This window comes from Pseudomonas rossensis (assembly GCF_039888995.1).
In the GTDB taxonomy this organism is placed as follows: Bacteria; Pseudomonadota; Gammaproteobacteria; order Pseudomonadales; family Pseudomonadaceae; genus Aquipseudomonas; species Aquipseudomonas rossensis.
On sequence record NZ_JBBWCB010000110.1, the window covers coordinates 1 to 18053 of the forward strand.

General features: G+C 59.6%; 17 protein-coding genes. 11 read left to right on the plus strand and 6 right to left on the minus strand.

Going from position 1 to position 18053, the window contains the following annotated elements; genetic code table 11:
• From WLY71_RS23130 to lpxC, 11 genes are all read left to right on the plus strand, one after another.
• Positions 1 to 367 (plus strand): glutamate ligase domain-containing protein (locus tag WLY71_RS23130; protein ID WP_425589956.1); only part of this gene is annotated, 367 nt, incomplete at its 5' end.
• Positions 367 to 1449 (plus strand): phospho-N-acetylmuramoyl-pentapeptide-transferase, encoded by a 1083-nt coding sequence (gene mraY, locus WLY71_RS23135; RefSeq protein WP_347805393.1) that lies wholly within the window; start codon positions 367 to 369, stop codon positions 1447 to 1449. The genes WLY71_RS23130 and mraY, both read left to right, overlap by 1 nt.
• 5 nt (positions 1450 to 1454) lie before the next feature.
• Positions 1455 to 2801 (plus strand): UDP-N-acetylmuramoyl-L-alanine--D-glutamate ligase, encoded by a 1347-nt coding sequence (gene murD, locus WLY71_RS23140; protein ID WP_347805394.1) that lies wholly within the window; start codon positions 1455 to 1457, stop codon positions 2799 to 2801.
• A complete protein-coding gene (gene ftsW / locus WLY71_RS23145) occupies positions 2798 to 4015 on the plus strand; it encodes a putative lipid II flippase FtsW (RefSeq protein ID WP_403143978.1) in 1218 nt (405 codons plus the stop codon). Before murD ends, ftsW begins: the two co-directional genes overlap by 4 nt.
• Entirely contained in the window at positions 4005 to 5075 is a 1071-nt protein-coding gene (gene murG / locus WLY71_RS23150) for an undecaprenyldiphospho-muramoylpentapeptide beta-N-acetylglucosaminyltransferase (protein WP_046048250.1), read from the plus strand. Before ftsW ends, murG begins: the two co-directional genes overlap by 11 nt.
• Positions 5068 to 6528: a UDP-N-acetylmuramate--L-alanine ligase gene (murC, locus tag WLY71_RS23155; RefSeq protein ID WP_347805395.1), complete on the plus strand. Its 1461-nt coding sequence runs from the start codon at positions 5068 to 5070 to the stop codon at positions 6526 to 6528. Before murG ends, murC begins: the two co-directional genes overlap by 8 nt.
• Positions 6525 to 7481, plus strand: coding sequence for a D-alanine--D-alanine ligase (locus WLY71_RS23160; RefSeq protein WP_033061339.1), 957 nt, complete (start codon positions 6525 to 6527; stop codon positions 7479 to 7481). The genes murC and WLY71_RS23160 overlap by 4 nt, the downstream gene beginning before the upstream one ends.
• 4 nt (positions 7482 to 7485) lie before the next feature.
• Positions 7486 to 8355 (plus strand): cell division protein FtsQ/DivIB, encoded by an 870-nt coding sequence (locus WLY71_RS23165; protein WP_347805396.1) that lies wholly within the window; start codon positions 7486 to 7488, stop codon positions 8353 to 8355.
• Between the two features lie 15 nt (positions 8356 to 8370).
• Positions 8371 to 9630 (plus strand): cell division protein FtsA, encoded by a 1260-nt coding sequence (gene ftsA, locus WLY71_RS23170; RefSeq protein ID WP_033061341.1) that lies wholly within the window; start codon positions 8371 to 8373, stop codon positions 9628 to 9630.
• A 75-nt stretch (positions 9631 to 9705) separates the two neighbouring features.
• Entirely contained in the window at positions 9706 to 10899 is a 1194-nt protein-coding gene (ftsZ, locus tag WLY71_RS23175; RefSeq protein ID WP_033061342.1) for a cell division protein FtsZ, read from the plus strand.
• A 112-nt stretch (positions 10900 to 11011) separates the two neighbouring features.
• Positions 11012 to 11923: a UDP-3-O-acyl-N-acetylglucosamine deacetylase gene (gene lpxC, locus WLY71_RS23180; RefSeq protein ID WP_283181600.1), complete on the plus strand. Its 912-nt coding sequence runs from the start codon at positions 11012 to 11014 to the stop codon at positions 11921 to 11923.
• A 69-nt stretch (positions 11924 to 11992) separates the two neighbouring features.
• Here lpxC and WLY71_RS23185 read toward each other — a convergent pair whose 3' ends face one another.
• From WLY71_RS23185 to WLY71_RS23210, 6 genes are all read right to left on the minus strand, one after another.
• A complete protein-coding gene (locus WLY71_RS23185; protein ID WP_347805397.1) occupies positions 11993 to 13489 on the minus strand; it encodes a diguanylate cyclase in 1497 nt (498 codons plus the stop codon).
• 147 nt (positions 13490 to 13636) lie between these two features.
• A complete protein-coding gene (locus tag WLY71_RS23190) occupies positions 13637 to 14956 on the minus strand; it encodes an OprD family porin (protein ID WP_347805398.1) in 1320 nt (439 codons plus the stop codon).
• A gap of 195 nt (positions 14957 to 15151) precedes the next feature.
• Positions 15152 to 15376 carry a hypothetical protein gene (locus WLY71_RS23195; protein WP_347805399.1) on the minus strand — a complete coding sequence of 75 codons (225 nt, stop codon included), beginning with the start codon at positions 15374 to 15376 and terminating at the stop codon, positions 15152 to 15154.
• 191 nt (positions 15377 to 15567) lie between these two features.
• A complete protein-coding gene (locus WLY71_RS23200) occupies positions 15568 to 16932 on the minus strand; it encodes a heavy metal sensor histidine kinase (RefSeq protein WP_347805400.1) in 1365 nt (454 codons plus the stop codon).
• On the minus strand, positions 16922 to 17599 hold the full coding sequence (locus WLY71_RS23205; protein WP_123365697.1) for a heavy metal response regulator transcription factor: 678 nt from the start codon (positions 17597 to 17599) through the stop codon (positions 16922 to 16924). The genes WLY71_RS23200 and WLY71_RS23205 overlap by 11 nt, the downstream gene beginning before the upstream one ends.
• A gap of 9 nt (positions 17600 to 17608) precedes the next feature.
• Positions 17609 to 18053 (minus strand): efflux RND transporter permease subunit (locus WLY71_RS23210; RefSeq protein ID WP_347805401.1); only part of this gene is annotated, 445 nt, incomplete at its 5' end.

Here is an 18053-nt window from a genome sequence, read left to right on the forward strand (position 1 = left end):
CACATACAACGCGAACCCCACCTCCATGTGCGCCGCCGTTGATATACTCGCCGGCTTTTCCGGTCGCACCGTTCTGGTGCTCGGAGATATTGGCGAGTTGGGCGACTGGGCGGAGCAGGGGCACCGCGATGTGGGCGAGTACGCCCGTGGCAAGGTTTCCGCGCTTTACGCTGTCGGGCCAATGATGGCTCACGCCGTGAACGCTTTCGGCGAGCAGGCCTATCACTTCACCACTCAGGCTGAACTGATCAAGGCCCTCGGCGCCGAGCAAGACACAAACACCACCATTTTGATCAAGGGCTCGCGCAGCGCTGCGATGGAAAACATCGTCGCCGCTTTGTGCGGGACCAGCCTGGAGAAACATTAATGCTGCTGCTGCTAGCGGAGTATCTGCAACAGTTCTACAAAGGCTTCGCGGTCTTTCAGTACCTGACCCTGCGCGGGATTCTCGGTGTGCTGACCGCGTTGGTTTTGTCGCTGTGCTTTGGCCCGTGGATGATCCGCACTTTGCAGAACCGTCAGATCGGTCAATCCGTTCGTAACGACGGTCCACAATCGCACTTGTCCAAGTCGGGCACCCCGACCATGGGCGGCGCGCTGATTCTTTCGTCCATCGGCGTCAGCACGTTGCTTTGGGCTGACCTGTCCAACCGTTACGTGTGGACCGTGCTGCTGGTGACTTTGCTGTTCGGCGCGATCGGCTGGGTCGACGATTACCGCAAAGTGATCGAGAAGAACTCCCGTGGCTTGCCGAGCCGCTGGAAGTACTTCTGGCAATCGGTGTTCGGCCTGGGCGCGGCGATCTTCCTTTATATGACCGCAGCGACACCGGTGGAAACCACCCTGATCCTGCCGATGCTCAAGGACCACAGCATTCCGCTGGGCGTAGGTTTCATTGTCCTGACTTACTTCGTGATCGTCGGCTCGAGCAACGCGGTCAACCTGACCGACGGCCTCGACGGTCTGGCGATTATGCCCACCGTAATGGTCGGCGGCGGGTTGGGGATTTTCTGCTACCTGTCGGGTAACGTGAAATTCGCTGAATACCTGCTGATCCCGTATGTACCGGGCGCAGGCGAGTTGATCGTGTTCTGCGGTGCCTTGATCGGCGCGGGTCTCGGGTTCCTCTGGTTCAACACGTATCCGGCTCAGGTGTTCATGGGCGACGTCGGCGCACTGGCGCTGGGCGCGGCCCTGGGCACCATCGCGGTGATCGTCCGTCAGGAAATCGTCCTGTTCATCATGGGCGGCGTGTTCGTGATGGAGACCCTGTCAGTCGTCATCCAGGTGGCTTCCTTCAAACTCACCGGTCGCCGTGTATTCCGCATGGCACCGATTCACCACCACTTTGAACTCAAGGGCTGGCCCGAGCCGCGCGTGATCGTCCGTTTCTGGATCATCACCGTGATTCTCGTGCTGGTTGGCCTTGCCACCCTGAAGCTGAGGTAGAACGAGTGTCTCTGATCGCTTCTGACCACTTCCGCATCGTTGTCGGCCTCGGCAAGAGCGGCATGTCCCTGGTTCGCTTCCTGGCGAACCGGGGCACGTCGTTTGCTGTCGCCGACACGCGGGAAAATCCACCGGAACTGGCCACGCTCAAGCGTGACTATCCGCACGTGGAAGTGCGTTGTGGCGAGCTGGACGTCGAATTCCTGTGCCGCGCCGACGAGCTCTACGTGAGCCCCGGCCTGGCGCTGGCGACCCCGGCCCTGCAGGCTGCCGCCGCCCGTGGCGTGAAATTGTCCGGTGACATCGAGCTGTTCGCGCGTAACGCGAAGGCGCCGATCGTCGCCATCAGCGGTTCCAACGCAAAAAGCACCGTCACCACACTGGTCGGCGAGATGGCTGCGGCGGCCGGCAAGCGTGTCGCCGTCGGTGGCAATCTCGGTACGCCGGCGCTGGACCTGCTCAGCGACGACGTCGAGTTGTACGTGATGGAACTGTCGAGCTTCCAGCTCGAAACCACCGATCAGCTCAACGCCGAAGTGGCGACCGTGCTCAACGTCAGCGAAGACCACATGGACCGCTACAGCGGCCTGCCGGCCTATCACCTGGCCAAGCACCGGATCTTCCGGGGTGCCAAGCAGTTTGTGGTGAACCGTCAGGATGCCCTGAGCCGTCCGCTGATTGGTGAAGGTCAGCCATGCTGGACCTTCGGTTTGAGCAAACCTGATTTCAAGGCATTCGGTATCCGCGAAGAAGACGGCGAGAAGTACCTGGCCTTCGAATTCCAGAACCTGATGTCGGTGCGCGAGTTGAAAATTCGCGGCGCCCACAACCAGTCCAACGCCTTGGCGGCATTGGCCCTGGGCCACGCCGTCGGCCTGCCGTTCGACGCCATGCTGTCGAGCCTGCGCACCTTCGCCGGGCTTGAGCATCGCTGCCAGTGGGTCCGTGACCTGAATGGCGTGAGCTACTACAACGATTCCAAAGCCACCAACGTCGGTGCCGCACTGGCTGCCATCGAAGGTCTGGGCGCGGACATTGACGGCAAACTCGTGCTGATCGCCGGTGGCGACGGCAAGGGTGCCGAGTTCAAGGACTTGCGTGATCCGGTGGCGGTCAACTGCCGTGCCGTGGTGCTGATGGGCCGTGACTCCGAGCTGATCGCTCAGGCCATTGGCGATGCCGTGCCACTGATTCGCGTCAACTCGCTGATCGAAGCGGTCGAGCAATGCCGCGCCATCGCAGAGACGGGCGACGCCGTGTTGTTGTCGCCGGCTTGCGCCAGTTTCGACATGTTCAAGAATTACGAAGACCGTGGTCACCAGTTCGTCCGCGCCGTGGAGGATCTGGTATGAGCCTGATGAACATCATCAAGCCCTATCCGTCGCCGATCATCACCGGGCGCGGCATCGACCTCGACTTCCCGATGCTCGCCGGCTGCCTGGCATTGATCGGCCTCGGGCTGGTCATGATTGCATCGGCATCGACCGAAGTGGCTGCGGTGCAGTCGGGCAGTGCCCTGTATTACATGATTCGCCACCTTATCTACATCGTGCTGGGCCTGGGTGCCTGCATCGTCACCATGATGATTCCGATCGCCACCTGGCAACGCCTGGGCTGGCTGATGCTGATGGGTGCGTTCGGTTTGCTGGTGATGGTGATCATCCCGGGGATCGGCCGTGAAGTGAACGGTTCGATGCGCTGGATCGGCTTCAGTTTCTTCAACGTTCAGCCGTCGGAAATCGCCAAGGTATTTGTCGTTATTTACCTGGCCGGTTACCTGGTGCGTCGTCAGAAAGAAGTGCGTGAAAGCTGGATGGGCTTCTTCAAGCCGTTCATCGTTCTGCTGCCAATGGCGGGTCTGTTGCTGATGGAACCGGACTTCGGCGCCACCGTCGTGATGATGGGGGCTGCTGCGGCGATGCTGTTCCTTGGCGGGGTCGGGCTGTTCCGTTTTTCCTTGATGGTTGTCCTGGCGGTCGCGGCGGTGGTGTTGTTGATTCAAGTGCAGCCGTATCGAATGGCGCGCCTGACCAACTTTGCGGATCCGTGGGCCGACCAGTTCGGTGCTGGCTATCAGTTGTCTCAAGCATTGATTGCTTTTGGTCGCGGCGAATGGCTGGGCGTTGGCCTTGGCAATAGCGTGCAGAAACAGTTCTACCTGCCGGAAGCCCACACCGACTTCGTGTTCTCGGTCCTGGCTGAAGAACTGGGTGCCGTGGGTTCTTTGTGCACGGTAGCGCTGTTCGTCTTTGTCTGTATTCGTGGCATGTACATCGGTTATTGGGCGGAAAAGGCCAAGCAGTTTTTCGCCGCCTACATCGCGTACGGCTTGTCGTTCCTGTGGATTGGTCAGTTCCTGATCAACATCGGGGTGAACGTCGGTTTGTTGCCAACCAAAGGCCTGACCCTGCCGTTCCTCAGTTATGGAGGTAGTTCGTTGGTGATCTGCTGTGCCTGTCTCGGCTTGTTGCTGCGCATTGAATGGGAAAGTCGAACCCACTTGGGCAGCGAAGAGATGGAGTTCCATGAGAGCGACTTCGCCGAGGAGCCGACCCATGGGCGCTAACGTATTGATCATGGCGGGCGGCACCGGTGGCCACGTGTTCCCGGCGCTGGCGTGTGCTCGCGAATTCCAGGCCCGTGGTTACACCGTGCATTGGCTCGGGACACCGCGTGGCATCGAGAACGATCTGGTCCCGGTGGCCGGCATCGAACTGCATCGGATCAATGCCAGCGGATTGCGTGGCAAGGGCAAATTGTCCCTGCTCAAGGCGCCGTTCATGTTGCTCAAGTCGATCTGGCAGGCACGGGCGATCATTCGCCAACTGCGGCCGGTGTGTGTCGTCGGCTTTGGTGGTTATGTGACCGGTCCTGGTGGCGTTGCAGCCAAACTGGCCGGCGTGCCGGTGATCGTTCACGAGCAGAACGCCGTGGCCGGTACCGCCAATCGGTTGCTGGTGCCGTTGGCCGCTCGAGTCTGTGAAGCGTTCCCCGACACCTTTACCCTGTCGGGCAGCCGTCGGACCACCGGTAACCCGGTGCGCACCGAACTGTTCCTCGAAACACCGCGACAGGCTCTGGCCGGTCGCAAGGCGCGTTTGCTGATCCTGGGTGGAAGCCTGGGCGCAGAACCGTTGAACAAGTTGCTGCCTGAAGCCCTGTCGCAAGTCGCCCCCGACCTGCGCCCGGAAGTGTTTCATCAGGCCGGCAAAAACCACGATGAAGTGACTGCAGAGCGCTATCGCGCGGCTGGCGTCGAGGCGCAAGTGCAGCCTTTCATCAAAGACATGGCCCAAGCCTATGGCTGGGCCGACCTGGTGGTGTGCCGCGCAGGCGCGCTGACCATCAGTGAACTGGCCGCCGCCGGTCTGCCCTCGATGCTGGTGCCTTTGCCTCACGCGATCGACGATCACCAGACCCGCAACGCCGATTATTTGGCCCGTGAAGGCGCTGCCTTCCTGATGCCGCAAAGAACGACTGGCGCAGCGGATCTTGCCGCACGCCTGACAGAGGTCCTGATGCAACCACAACGACTGACCGACATGGCCACCGCGGCACGCCGCCTGGCCAAACCCGATGCAACCCGTAACGTGGTCGATACCTGCCTGGAGGTGGCCCATGGTTGAGAATCAGAAAGCCATGCCGCAACCGGAAATGCGCCGCATCCGTCGCATCCACTTCGTCGGAATCGGCGGCGTGGGCATGTGCGGCATTGCCGAAGTGTTGTTGAACCTGGGCTATGAAGTGTCCGGTTCCGACCTGAAAGCTTCGCCGGTGACCGAGCGTCTCGAGTCCTTCGGCGCCCAGATCTTTATCGGCCACCGCGCCGAGAACGCCGCGAACGCCGATGTGCTGGTCACCTCCAGTGCCGTGAACACGTCCAACCCGGAAGTCGCCACTGCCCTGGAACGCCGCATTCCGGTGGTGCCTCGCGCTGAAATGCTGGCTGAGCTGATGCGCTACCGCCACGGCATCGCCGTCGCCGGTACCCATGGCAAAACCACCACCACCAGCCTGATCGCTTCGGTGTTTGCCGCCGGTGGCCTGGACCCGACATTCGTGATCGGTGGCCGTCTGAATGCCGCGGGCACTAATGCTCAACTGGGCACCAGCCGTTACCTGATCGCTGAAGCTGACGAAAGCGACGCCAGCTTCCTGCACTTGCAGCCGCTGGTGGCCGTGGTCACCAACATCGACGCCGACCACATGGCGACCTACGACGGTGACTTCAACAAACTGAAGAAAACCTTCGTCGAGTTCCTCCACAACCTGCCGTTCTACGGTCTGGCGGTGGTGTGCCTGGACGATCCGGTGGTGCGTGAAATCCTGCCGCAGGTGAAACGTCCGACCGTCACTTATGGCTTCGGCGACGACTGCGACGTGCGCGCGATCAATGTGCGTCAGCAGGGCATGCAGACCTTCTTCACCGTGCTGCGTCCTGATCGCGATCCACTGGATGTCTCGGTGAACATGCCGGGCAACCACAACGTGTTGAACGCACTGGCAACCATCTGCATCGCCACCGATGAAGGTGTCAGCGATGAAGCCATCGTCCAGGGCCTGTCCGGGTTCCAGGGTGTCGGCCGACGCTTCCAGGTCTACGGCGAACTGCCGGTAGAAGGCGGCAACGTGATGCTGGTCGACGACTACGGTCATCACCCGACCGAAGTCGCCGCGGTCATCAAAGCCGTGCGCGGTGGCTGGCCGGAACGCCGTCTGGTGATGGTCTACCAGCCGCACCGTTACAGCCGCACCCGCGACCTGTACGACGATTTCGTCAATGTATTGGCCGACGCCAACGTCCTGCTGCTGATGGAAGTCTACCCGGCCGGTGAAGAACCGATCCCGGGCGCCGACAGCCGCAAGCTGTGCAACAGCATCCGTCAGCGCGGTCAGCTCGACCCGATTTACATCGAGCGCGGTGTTGACCTCGCGCCGTTGGTCAAGCCGCTGCTGCGTGCTGGCGACATCCTGCTGTGCCAGGGCGCCGGTGACATCGGTGGTCTTGCACCGAAACTGTTGAAAAGTCCGTTGTTCGCAGGCGCCGTTGCTGCGCCGAGTGTGGGGAAGTTGAAATGACTGCTGCTTACGCCAACCTCGTCTCCACTATTGCGCCGAAAGATTTCGGCCGCGTCGCCGTGTTGTTCGGCGGCAAGAGTGCCGAGCGTGAGGTGTCCCTGAAGTCGGGTAACGCGGTTCTCGACGCGCTGCTAAGCGCTGGTGTGGACGCGTTTGGTCTCGACGTGGGCGATGACCTTTTGCAGCGTCTGCTGAACGAAAAAATCGATCGCGCCTTCATCATTCTCCACGGTCGTGGCGGTGAAGACGGCAGCATGCAGGGTCTGCTGGAATGCCTGGGAATTCCGTACACAGGCAGCGGCATTCTGGCCTCGGCACTGGCCATGGACAAGCTGCGCACCAAACAGGTCTGGCACAGCCTCGGTATTCCGACGCCACGCCATGCCGTGCTGAGCTCCGAGGCCGATTGTATTTCGGCGGCGACGGAACTGGGCTTCCCTTTGATCGTCAAACCGGCCCATGAAGGTTCAAGTATCGGGATGGCCAAAGTGACCTCCGCGTCGGAGTTGATCGACGCGTGGAAAGCGGCCAGTACCTACGATTCGCAAGTGTTGGTCGAGCAATGGATTCAAGGTCCGGAGTTCACCATCGCCACCCTGCGTGACCAGGTGTTGCCACCGATCGCCCTGGGCACGACGCACAGTTTCTACGACTACGACGCCAAGTACGTGGCTTCCGATACCCAGTACCGGATTCCGTGTGGCCTGGACAGCAGCAAAGAAAAAGAACTGATGGACCTCACGGCGAAAGCCTGTGAGGCGCTGGGTATCGCCGGTTGGGGCAGGGCTGACGTGATGCAGGACGCCGACGGGCAGTTCTGGTTCCTGGAAGTCAATACCGCACCGGGCATGACCGATCACAGTCTGGTGCCGATGGCGGCTCGTGCTGCCGGTCTGGATTTCCAGCAACTGGTTCTGGCGATTCTGGCCGCAAGCATTGAGCCGCGAGGTTAAGAGCATGCAAGGCGCACAGCTGAGACATCAGCCCCCCGCACCGACCGGCCGCAAGCCGGTACCCCGGGGTGCCAGCCGAATGGTGGCCAAAGAGCCGATGTCTGCGCGCCTGCCGAAAGCCAATTTTGGTTTTCTGAAATCCTTGTTCTGGCCGGTGCTGTTGGTCGCACTGGGTTTCGGCACTTACGAAGGCGCGCAGCGTTTGTTGCCGTACGCCGACCGGCCGATCACCAAGATCAACGTGCAGGGCGACTTGAGTTACATCAGCCAGCAAGCGGTGCAGCAGCGGATCGCCCCGTACGTGGCGTCGAGCTTCTTCACCATCGATCTTGCGAGCATGCGTACCGAGCTTGAAACGATGCCATGGATTGCCCACGCCGAAGTGCGTCGGGTGTGGCCGGATCAAGTGGTGATCCGCCTGGAAGAACAACTGCCGGTGGCCCGTTGGGGCGATGAAGCGCTGTTGAACAACCAGGGTCAGGCGTTCACCCCGCGTGAGCTGGCGAATTACGAACACTTGCCACAGCTGTTCGGCCCACAACGGGCCCAACAGCAAGTGATGCAGCAATACCAGGTGCTGAGCCAGATGCTCAGGCCGTTGGGCTTCTCGATTGCGCGCCTGGAGTTGCGTGATCGAGGCAGCTGGTTCCTGACCACCGGCGCCGGCAGCGCGGGCCCGGGAATCGAACTGTTGCTGGGACGCGGCAACCTGCTGGAAAAGATGCGCCGCTTCATTGCCATCTATGACAAGACGCTTAAAGAACAGATTACGAACATTGCGCGCATCGATCTGCGCTACGCCAACGGCCTCGCTGTTGGCTGGCGGGAACCTGTAGCGCCCACGACAGCCCAACCCGCTGTCGCGAAGAATTAAGAAGAGGCAGGACCCATGGCAAACGTGCAAAGCGGCAAAATGATCGTCGGTCTCGATATCGGCACCTCCAAAGTGGTGGCGCTGGTCGGCGAGGTCTCGGACGACGGCACGCTGGAAATCGTCGGGATCGGTACCCATCCCTCCCGTGGCCTGAAGAAAGGCGTGGTGGTGAACATCGAGTCCACCGTGCAATCGATCCAGCGCGCGATCGAAGAGGCGCAGCTGATGGCTGGTTGCCGCATTCACTCGGCGTTCGTCGGCGTGGCTGGCAATCATATCCGCAGCCTGAACTCTCACGGCATCGTGGCGATTCGTGATCGCGAAGTCAGCTCCGCCGACCTCGAGCGCGTTCTCGACGCCGCCCAGGCTGTAGCGATCCCGGCTGACCAGCGCGTGCTGCACACCCTGCCGCAGGATTACGTGATCGATAACCAGGAAGGCGTTCGTGAGCCTCTGGGCATGTCGGGCGTACGTCTGGAAGCCAAGGTTCACGTGGTCACCTGCGCCGTCAACGCCGCACAGAACATTGAAAAATGCGTGCGTCGCTGCGGCCTGGAAATCGACGACATCATTCTCGAGCAACTGGCTTCGGCCTACTCGGTCCTGACCGACGACGAGAAAGAGCTGGGCGTGTGCCTGGTGGACATCGGTGGCGGCACCACCGACATCGCGATCTTCACCGAAGGCGCGATCCGTCACACCGCGGTGATCCCGATTGCGGGCGACCAGGTAACCAACGACATCGCCATGGCGTTGCGCACCCCGACCCAGTACGCCGAAGAAATCAAGATTCGCTACGCCTGCGCCCTGGCCAAACTGGCCGGTGCCGGTGAAACCATCAAGGTCCCAAGCGTTGGCGACCGTCCACCACGCGAGCTGTCCCGCCAGGCCCTGGCCGAAGTGGTCGAGCCGCGTTACGACGAGCTGTTCACGCTGATCCAGGCCGAACTGCGTCGCAGTGGCTACGAAGACCTGATCCCGGCCGGCATCGTGCTGACCGGTGGTACGTCGAAGATGGAAGGCGCGGTCGAATTGGCCGAAGAAATCTTCCACATGCCGGTCCGCCTGGGCGTGCCGCATGGCGTCAAGGGCCTGGACGACGTGGTCCGCAACCCGATTTATTCCACCGGCGTTGGCCTGTTGATGTACGGCCTGCAGAAGCAGTCCGACGGGATTTCGTTCTCGGGCATCAGCAGCCGCGACAGCTACAGCAACGAAGAACCGAAAGTCGCCTTGCTCGATCGCTTCAAGAGCTGGGTACAAGGCAACTTCTAAAGATTTACCGCAGCACCGCAGCACCGCAGCAAAAAGCAGTAGGCGAAAAAACTAGAGAATGTAAGGAGAGGGAAAATGTTCGAACTCGTAGACAACATCCCCGCAAGCCCGGTTATTAAAGTTATCGGTGTTGGCGGAGGCGGCGGCAACGCCGTCAACCACATGGTCAAGAGCAACATTGAAGGCGTTGAATTCATCTGCGCCAACACTGATGCCCAAGCGCTGAAAAGCATCGGCGCGCGGACCATCCTGCAACTGGGCACCGGCGTGACCAAAGGTCTCGGCGCTGGCGCCAACCCTGAAGTAGGTCGTCAGGCCGCTCTCGAAGATCGTGAGCGCATTGCCGAAGTCCTGCAGGGCACCAATATGGTGTTCATCACCACTGGCATGGGCGGTGGTACCGGTACCGGTGCTGCGCCGATCATCGCTGAAGTGGCCAAGGAAATGGGGATTCTCACCGTTGCGGTGGTGACTCGTCCGTTCCCGTTCGAAGGCCGCAAGCGCATGCAGATCGCCGATGAAGGCATCCGTCTGCTGTCTGAAAGCGTCGACTCGTTGATCACCATTCCCAACGAGAAGCTGCTGACCATCCTTGGCAAGGACGCAAGCCTGCTGTCCGCATTCGCCAAGGCCGACGATGTACTGGCCGGTGCCGTTCGCGGTATCTCCGACATCATCAAGCGTCCGGGCATGATCAACGTCGACTTTGCCGACGTACGGACCGTGATGAGCGAAATGGGCATGGCGATGATGGGCACTGGCTGCGCCAGCGGTCCGAACCGTGCACGTGAGGCCACCGAAGCGGCCATTCGCAACCCGTTGCTGGAAGACGTGAACCTGCAAGGTGCACGCGGCATCCTGGTGAACATCACCGCCGGTCCTGACCTGTCCCTGGGTGAGTACTCCGACGTGGGCAGCATCATCGAAGCCTTTGCTTCCGAACACGCAATGGTCAAGGTCGGTACCGTTATCGATCCGGACATGCGCGACGAGCTGCACGTGACCGTGGTTGCCACAGGTCTGGGCGCGAAAATCGAGAAGCCTGTGAAGGTCATCGACAACACCATGCACACGTCCGTGGCATCGCAGCCGCAACAGCAAGCGCCTTCGCGTCAGGAAGCGCCTGCGGTAAACTACCGTGACCTGGACCGTCCGACCGTCATGCGCAACCAGGCTCAGGCCGGTGCTGCGACTGCCGCGAAGATGAATCCGCAAGATGATCTGGACTACCTGGACATCCCGGCTTTCCTGCGTCGTCAGGCCGATTAATGGAATGTATCAGGGCTATGAAGGTGATTGGTGTTCAGCAAAGGTCTGGTCTGCTATCATCGCCAGCCTTTGTTGATACCAGTTCGCAATTTGCGCTGAAGCGGCCCAAGCCATGATTAAACAACGCACACTGAAAAATATTATCCGTGCTACAGGTGTAGGCCTGCACTCCGGGGAGAAGGTATACCTGACCCTCAAGCCCGCACCTATCGACACCGGCATTGTGTTTGTTCGTGCCGATCTCGACCCTGTGGTGCAGATTCCTGCCCGCGCGGAAAACGTTGGTGAAACCACGATGTCGACCACATTGGTCAGTGGTGACACCAAAGTGGATACGGTGGAGCACTTGCTCTCGGCCATGGCTGGCCTGGGCATCGATAACGCCTACGTCGAGCTCTCCGCGTCTGAAGTTCCGATCATGGATGGTAGCGCTGGACCTTTCGTATTCCTGATCCAATCGGCCGGCCTGGAAGAACAGGACGCCGCCAAGAAGTTCATCCGGATCCTGCGGGAAGTGACAGTGGAAGACGGCGACAAGCGCGCTACTTTCGTCCCTTTCGAAGGTTTCAAAGTGAGCTTCGAGATCGATTTCGATCACCCGGTTTTCCGTGACCGTACACAAAGTGCAAGCGTGGATTTTTCCAGCACTTCGTTTGTAAAAGAAGTCAGCCGCGCCCGTACCTTTGGTTTCATGAGTGATATCGAGTACCTGCGCAAGCACAACCTCGCACTCGGCGGCAGCGTTGAAAACGCTATTGTGGTCGACGCGGATGGTGTACTGAACGAAGACGGCCTTCGCTATGAAGACGAATTCGTGAAGCACAAGATCCTCGATGCAATTGGTGACCTCTACCTGCTGGGCAATAGCCTGATTGGTGAGTTCAAGGGCTTCAAGTCCGGACATGCATTGAACAACCAGCTGCTGCGCAAGTTGATTGAGCAGACAGATGCTTGGGAAGTCGTGACTTTCGATGACGCCAGCACTGCACCGATTTCTTACATGCGCCCTGTTGCGGCCGTGTAAGTAAAAAACCTCTCTAGTTTTTAAAGGCTACCTTCGGGTGGCCTTTTTTTATGCCTGCGGGGAAAGGCCTCAATCCGCAGCGACAACCCGATTACGCCCACTTTCCTTGGCCTGATACAGCGCCTTGTCCGCTGCAAACAATAGCTGTTCCAGACTGATCTCGGCGGAGGTGGTCCAGGTACTGATACCGATACTGACAGTAATCGGCGACTCGGCACCTGGCACCAGCGGCAATTGCTCCACTGTCGCTCGGATGTGTTCGGCAATCTGTTGCGCACCCTGGCTGTCGGTTTCCGCGAGAATCACCGAAAACTCTTCGCCGCCGTAACGGGCGACCAGATCCGCTGGTCGCCTCACATTGGCGGAGATCACCTTGGCCACCGAGCGCAAGGCATCATCGCCACCCTGATGCCCATGTCGATCGTTGAAGGCCTTGAAGTGGTCGGCATCAATCATCAGCAGCGATAACGGCTGACCGGAACGTTGAGCGCGGAACCACTCATGACGCAGGACCTGATCCAGCGTTCGGCGGTTGGCCAGGCCGGTCAAGGCATCGGTGGCCGCCAGTTGCGCCAGTTCCTGTTCGGCGTTGTGGCGCAGGCGCAGTTCCCGGCTGAGCAGCCAAGTCAGCCAGAGCAAGATGATGCACAGCGCAATAGTCGCAACGCTAACCACCACCGTCGTGCGCTTCCACGAGGCAAACACTTCATCACTGGACAGTGCAACGATGACGATCAACGGCAAGTTGCCCACCTTGGAGAACGTGTACAGGCGTTCGTCCTTGTAGCGGCTTGAAACACTGGTGAAGCTGCCGTTGCCTTCTTTGACGATGCGCTGAAAGTTGGGACGGTCGCTGAAGTCCTTGCCAATCAGCTCTTCGGCCAGGCGGGGTTCCTGAGCCAGAAGAATCCCGTCCGAGCTGATCAGGTTGACCGAGCTGTCACGACCGATGCTCAAGCTGTTGAACAGCTGATCGAAATAACTCAAGCGCATGGCTGCTTCGGCCACGCCAAGAAATTCGCCCTGTGAGCCGCTGACCCGGCGACTGAAGCTGATTCGCCATTCATGTTCAGCCTGTCTGGAACGGAAGGGACGGCTGATGAGCATGCTCGGGTCGCGATTGTTCACGTGCGACTGAAAGTATTCGCGGTCAGCAAAATTGCCCTTTCTGGGCTCTACCGAGGCCGAGTCGGCGATCACGTCGCCCTTGTTGTCCAGCAACAAAATGTCGCCCTTGTACGGCGCGGCAGTGGCACGGTCAAACAAGGCCAGATGCCGGATAGCCGGGGAAACGCTCTTGAGGTCTTCACGCTGCGAGGCAGCGATCAAGCCGAGCAAGGACAGGTCATAGAGTTCGACATTGCGCAGCACGTCGGCGTCGATCAATTGCACGATATTGGTTGCTGCACGAGTGGCAGACTGTTCAGCATTGGCGCGTTCGCGAATGAGCAGGAATGCCACGATGCTCAATATCGCAATCACCAGCAGCAAACTGCCGAGAACCAGAAGCCGCTCCGATCGCGTCGACCGGATCGGATGGTGAGATGTTGCACTGCTCACACTCATGGTTCTGACTTCTGCTAATGAGGCGTTATGAAAGTGTTTTGCAAGACTCAGGCAGAATCCCAGAAACCGTTTGCGTTCGGAGCGCCTGTATAAATGCCGGATAAAAAAAAGGCCAGCAAAACATGCTGGCCTTTTACTTATTGAAGCTTAGAAGACATTGAGCGGGTAGTCGACGATCACCCGGTATTCATCGGTGTCCTGATCCAGCGCGCCGTAGCCGTTGCCTCCACGGTTGGTCGCCCATTGCAGGCGCAGCGCCAGGTTTTTGGCCTTGCCGCCCTGAACCACATACTTGAGATCGATGTCGCGTTCCCAGTGCCTGGCGTTTTTGCCGTCAGCGCTGTACCACGAGGCATAACCGGGGCTGTCCGGATCGACCTTGGTCAGGTCCAGTTCACCTCGGGAGTAAGACACCGCCGAGGTCAGGCCGGGAAGGCCGAGCCCGACAAAGTCGTAGGCGTACTTGAGTTTCCATGAGCGTTCGTTCGGGCCGTTGAAGTCCGAATACTGCTGGGAATTGTCGAGGTAGACGCTGTCGCCCTGGCTGATGTAGTCGAACGGCGTGTTGCCGTTGACCCGCTGATAGGCCGCGGTAACGCTGTGATTGCCCACGCCGACGGTGAAATGCAGGCTGTAGGTGTTGTTGTCGATGTGGCCCAGCAGCGCATCGCCGGTGTCTTGCGTGTGATAGGCATGCAGACCCGGGTTGAGGCTGACCAGATCGTTCAAAGCGTAGGTGTAGTCCAGATCGTAGTAATACTGGTTCCAGATGTCCTTGAGCTCGGAAGCATAGAGACTACTGGTCAGCCCCGGTAGACCGCTCCAGGCGACACCGGCCCAGTTCAGGTGCCGGCTTTCGTCACCGTCGGCCAGGCTGCCGTAGGACGTGCCGATTCGGGTGTGTCCGCTCTGGTTGTAAGGCTTGGTGAAACTCGCCTGGCCACCTTCAATCATCCAGCCGTCGAAACTGTGGTTGGTCAGGCTCACGCCACGAAAGGTCTGGGGCAGCATTCGGGTTTCGCCGCCGGCGATCACCGGGTTGGTGAGGAACAAATCACCGGCCTTCAGTTCGGTATCGAAGGCACGCATTTTCAGCGTGCCGCCCGCCGTCGAGAACGAACCTGGCGCTTTGCCGTTGCCATCGCTGACCGGCAGGATGCTCGAATTATCAGTGCCGCCACCGCCGTCGAGCTTGAGCCCGAGCATGGCGTGGGCATCAACGCCGAAACCGACGGTGCCTTGGGTGTAGCCCGATTCGAAGAGGCCTAGGAAACCCTGGCCCCATTCAATGTTGTCGTCCGTCTGCTGAAGGCGGTTGCGGTTCATGTAGTAGTTACGGGCGTTGAGGTTGAGGCTCGATCCTTCGACGAAACCTTCGGCGTTTGAGTCGTCTGCGGCGTGAGCAGCAGGCGCCACCGTTGCAACGATTGCAATGAATAACGGGCTGAATCTGAGAGGGAAACGCACTAGCGGTAAAGCTCCTTGGATGAACTAAGAGCCTCATTGTTTTGAGGCTCAGGATGTTTCTTGTTAGAGAAGACGAACTAAAACTGTTTAAAACCACAACGAAAAAAAGCCGCTGATAGCAGCGGCTTTGAAGACAACTTTTCAAAGGGAAGAGCCGATGAAAAGTGTCGAGGGAAACAGAGCGATACTTAACAATCAGCTGTCTTTCTCAACCCGTGGCTGGGCTTGAGTGGTGGACGCTTGAGGGGGTTGCGCAGCTTCTTGAGCCTTGGCCGTCATTTCGCTCTGATTCTGTTTGAATGCAGCAGCGCGTGCGGAATTCTGCGCGACGAACGTCTGCGACTCTTCCGCGATGGCGAACGGAGACAGAAACAAAGAGGACAAAACGAAAGCGCTGGCAATACCCATAGTGTTGGACATCTTTAAAACCTTCTTGCTTGGCAAGTGCTGTTTGGTGCGGCAAAGATAAGGGGGTTTTGAGAGGGGAAAAAGAGCGGATTCATGAAAGGACTGTTGCGCTTAAGGCAACAGTTGGCAGGTCGACGCCCGAGCCGAACGCAGGCTTCGCCAGCTGCTACAGGACCGGGTGCAGTCCGGGCATCGCGTTGGGGTTAAACGGGGAGATGGATGCCGAACGTATTCATCCCATGATCACTGCGCACAAACACATCCCCCCCATGCATCAACGCAATTGCCTTGACGATCGCCAACCCCAAGCCATGGTTATTCCCACTGTTGCTGCGCGACGCATCGACCCGATAAAAACGCTCAAACAACCGCGGTAAATGCTCGCTGGCAATCGGCAATCCAGGGTTCGCAACCCCGATGCTCACCTGATGCTCCTCAACCTCGATCCGCACCTCAATCACCTGGCCAGGTTCGGTGTGTTGCACCGCATTGCTTAGCAGATTAATCAACGCCCGGCGCAGATGAGCGATCTCGATCCGCACCTGGGCATCACCACTGACCTGCACCTGAACCTGCGCGTCTTCAAGGATGAAATCCAGATACTCCAGGGTCGTGGCGACTTCATCGGCCAGCGAGGTGGAGGTCAGTTTGGTGGCTTTGCTGCCTTGGTCTGCGCTGGCGAGGAACAGCATGTCATTGATGATCGAGCGCAGTCGCTCAAGCTCTTCAAGGTTCGATTGCAGCACTTCAAAATAGTGTTCGGCGGATCGCCCGCGTGTCAGCGCAACTTGGGTCTGGCCGATCAGGTTGGTCAGGGGCGAGCGCAGTTCATGGGCCACGTCCGCGTTGAACGACTCAAGGCGCGAGTAAGCCTGTTCGACCCGCTCCAGTGTCGAGTTGAACGAATTGACGAACTGATTCAGTTCCGGCGGTAGCGGCGACAATTGCAGGCGACCGGACAACAACGGCGGTGCCAGTCGCTGGGCTTCCTGGGACAACTTGATCAGCGGCTTGAGGCCGATCCGCGCCACCCAATAGCCGAGGGCCGATGCCAGCAACACGCCGATGATCGCCAGGCTGATCAGGGCAATCAGCAAATGGTGCTGAGTCTGCAAAAACGTCTCGGTGTCGATGCCGATCATGAAGCGCAACGGTGGGCGTTGATCCTTGGCCGGGAACTGACTGACCAGCACTTTCAGCGGATAAGGCTGATCCGGAAGATTCAAGTCGCGCATGCCCAGCGGCCCTTCGGCAAAGGCGCGGATCTGCGGCGTCAGGTTGCCGTACTCGTAGTGCGGATCACCGCTGATGATCCAGAAGCTGATGCGTTTGTCTTCTTCGCCGAGCAGCTTGAGCTTGTTGTTGATCTTCACCCAATGCTCGGGTGTGCCGTAACGCCCGACCGTGGATTCAAGCACGCTGTAGCGCGCGTCCAGTTCAGCCTCGGGCAACAAACCCAGACCTTTATCGACCTGCTGATACAGTGCCCAGCCGATCAACAGAAACACCAAAAGCGCCACCAGCGTGAACATCCCACTGAGGCGCAGTGCTATGGAATTACTGGACACCACGGCTCTCCAGCACATAACCCATGCCGCGAATTGTGTGCAGCAGTTTCTCTTCGAACGGCCCGTCGAGCTTGGCGCGCAAGCGTTTGATCGCGACTTCGACGACGTTGGCATCGCTGTCGAAATTGATGTCCCAGACCATTTCGGCGATGGCGGTTTTCGACAGAATTTCACCCTGACGGCGGGCCAGTACGCTCAGCAGCGAGAACTCCTTGGCGGTCAGGTCCAGACGCGTGCCGGCGCGGGTAGCTTTGCGGCTGATCAAATCTATCCACAGGTCGGCGATGCTCACCTGCACCGGTTCATGGCCACCGCTGCGGCGGGTCAGCGCTTGCAGGCGCGCCACCAGTTCGAGGAAGGAAAACGGTTTGCCAAGGTAATCGTCGGCACCGTCGCGCAGGCCTTTGATCCGGTCTTCCACACGCTCGCGGGCGGTGAGCATGATCACCGGGGTTTGCTTGCGCGCACGCAGGGCGCGCAGTACGCCGAAGCCGTCGAGGCCCGGCAGCATGACGTCGAGGACGATCACCGCGTAGTCGCTTTCCAGCGCCAGGTGCAGGCCTTCAATGCCATCGCGCGCCAGGTCCACGGTGTAACCCTGTTCCGTCAGGCCGCGGTGCAGATAATCCGCGGTTTTTTCTTCGTCTTCGATAATCAGAACGCGCATGACCCCGCCTCAGTCTATGGTCGCCAGCGCCAGCGCCAGCGCCGGCGTCGGAGCTGGTTTTGGCCGATGGAACAGCCGTTCAAGCCACAAGTATATGACCGGAGTGGTGAACAGCGTCAGCGCCTGGCTCACCAGCAAGCCGCCGACCACCGCGATGCCCAATGGCTGGCGCAGTTCGGCGCCGGTGCCGTAGCCGAGCATCAGCGGCAACGCGCCGAGCAGGGCGGCGAGGGTGGTCATGATGATTGGCCGGAAGCGGGTGATACAGGCCTGGTAGATCGCTTCTTCCGGCGGCAACCCGCCCTTGCGGTGCGCTTCGAGGGCGAAGTCGATCATCAGGATGCCGTTCTTCTTCACGATCCCGATCAGCAGCACCAGCCCGATCAGCGCCATGATCGAAAAGTCCTGGCCGCAAATCCACAGCATGATCACCGCGCCGAGTCCTGCCGACGGC

What these genes read in the sequence shown, in the direction of transcription:
- mraY (WP_347805393.1), top strand. Translation starts at nt 367, where the DNA reads ATGCTGCTGCTGCTAGCGGAGTATCTGCAACAGTTCTACAAAGGCTTC.
- ftsW (WP_403143978.1), top strand. Translation starts at nt 2,798, where the DNA reads ATGAGCCTGATGAACATCATCAAGCCCTATCCGTCGCCGATCATCACC.
- murG (WP_046048250.1), top strand. Translation starts at nt 4,005, where the DNA reads ATGGGCGCTAACGTATTGATCATGGCGGGCGGCACCGGTGGCCACGTG.
- murC (WP_347805395.1), top strand. Translation starts at nt 5,068, where the DNA reads ATGGTTGAGAATCAGAAAGCCATGCCGCAACCGGAAATGCGCCGCATC.
- WLY71_RS23160 (WP_033061339.1), top strand. Translation starts at nt 6,525, where the DNA reads ATGACTGCTGCTTACGCCAACCTCGTCTCCACTATTGCGCCGAAAGAT.
- WLY71_RS23165 (WP_347805396.1), top strand. Translation starts at nt 7,486, where the DNA reads ATGCAAGGCGCACAGCTGAGACATCAGCCCCCCGCACCGACCGGCCGC.
- ftsA (WP_033061341.1), top strand. Translation starts at nt 8,371, where the DNA reads ATGGCAAACGTGCAAAGCGGCAAAATGATCGTCGGTCTCGATATCGGC.
- ftsZ (WP_033061342.1), top strand. Translation starts at nt 9,706, where the DNA reads ATGTTCGAACTCGTAGACAACATCCCCGCAAGCCCGGTTATTAAAGTT.
- lpxC (WP_283181600.1), top strand. Translation starts at nt 11,012, where the DNA reads ATGATTAAACAACGCACACTGAAAAATATTATCCGTGCTACAGGTGTA.
- WLY71_RS23185 (WP_347805397.1), bottom strand. Translation starts at nt 13,489, where the DNA reads ATGAGTGTGAGCAGTGCAACATCTCACCATCCGATCCGGTCGACGCGA.
- WLY71_RS23195 (WP_347805399.1), bottom strand. Translation starts at nt 15,376, where the DNA reads ATGTCCAACACTATGGGTATTGCCAGCGCTTTCGTTTTGTCCTCTTTG.
- WLY71_RS23205 (WP_123365697.1), bottom strand. Translation starts at nt 17,599, where the DNA reads ATGCGCGTTCTGATTATCGAAGACGAAGAAAAAACCGCGGATTATCTG.